The organism is Streptomyces calidiresistens (assembly GCF_014141525.1).
In the GTDB taxonomy this organism is placed as follows: domain Bacteria; phylum Actinomycetota; class Actinomycetes; order Streptomycetales; family Streptomycetaceae; genus Streptomyces; species Streptomyces calidiresistens.
In genome coordinates, this window is sequence record NZ_VKHS01001134.1 from 1 (window position 1) to 1,308 (window position 1,308).

The following is a 1,308-nucleotide window of genomic DNA, read 5'->3' on the forward strand; positions in this document are numbered from 1 at the left end:
GGGGCGGGGAAGCGGGAACCGGGGATGTGGCGTTCGCCACACCGTCCGGCCCGATCGGTCCCGGACCCCCGGACCCGGCCCCGGGGTGGGGCCCCGGGAGCCCGCCGCGCCGTCCCGGGGGAACCCGTCGCCGGGTGTCGCCGGTGCGCGTGTCCGATCGGGCGACGAAGGGGGGAGACTGTTCCCATGCAGCCACGCAACATGTCGATGAGCGGTGCCGTCGATCTCTCCGCGGTCAAGGCGGCGGCCGAGGCCAAGCAGAAGGCCGAGGAGGCCCGCGCCAGGCGCGCGGCCGAACCGGCCGGGGAGGGAGCCCCCGCCGGGGCCGTCTCCCTGGTGATCGATGTCGATGAGGCGGATTTCGAGCGGGAGGTGCTGCAGCGCAGCGCCGAGGTGCCCGTGGTCATCGACTTCTGGGCCGACTGGTGCCAGCCGTGCAAGCAGCTGGGTCCGATCCTGGAGAACCTGGCCCGGGAGTACGCCGGTCGCTTCGTGCTGGCGAAGATCGACGTCGACCGCAACCAGATGCTGTTCCAGCAGTTCGGGGTCCAGGGCATCCCCGCGGTGTTCGCGGTGATCGCCGGCCAGGCGCTGCCGTTGTTCCAGGGGGCCGCGCCCGAGGCGCAGATCCGGCAGGTGCTGGACCAGCTCATCCTCGCCGCCGAGCAGCGCTTCGGGATCACCGGCACGCCGGTGGATCCCGCCGCCGAGGGGGAGCCGGCGATGGTGCCCGAGCCGCCCTCGGACCCCGCCCTCGCCGCCGCGCACGAGGCGCTGGACACCGGTGATCTCGGCGGGGCCATCCGCGCCTACGAGAACGTCCTGTCCGACGACCCGGGCAACACCGAGGCCCGCCTCGGGCTGGGGCAGGCCCAACTCCTGTACCGCGTCCAGGAGCTGGGTGACGGCCGGGAGGCCCGGAAGAAGGCCGCGGACGACCCGGCGAACGTGGAGGCGCAGTTGGCCGTCGCGGACCTGGACCTGGCCGGCGGCCACGTCGAGGACGCCTTCGCCCGCCTGGTGGACACCGTCCGGCGGTCGTCCGGGGAGGACCGGACCACCGCCCGGGTGCGTCTGTTGGAACTGTTCGAGGTGGTCGGCCCCGACGACCCCAGGGTGATCTCGGCGCGGAGCGCGCTCAGCCGCGTCCTCTTCTGATTCCGACGCCCCGACGCCCGACGCCCCGGCCCGCCGGTTCCCCGGCGGGCCGGGGCGTCCTCCCGTGCGGCGCGTTCGCCTCCCCCGTCACCCGCGCGCCGTCCGGCCCGTGCGGCCCGCCCGCCTCCCGCCGATCACCCGTTCCGACCC

General features: G+C 75.0%; 1 protein-coding gene. It reads left to right on the top strand.

Translation table 11 applies throughout. The annotated features are described in order from the left end of the window. The first annotated feature begins 186 nt into the window (after nucleotides 1–186). Nucleotides 187–1,158 (top strand): tetratricopeptide repeat protein, encoded by a 972-nt coding sequence (locus FOE67_RS25940; protein ID WP_182667262.1) that lies wholly within the window; start codon nucleotides 187–189, stop codon nucleotides 1,156–1,158. Nucleotides 1,159–1,308 lie beyond the last annotated feature (150 nt).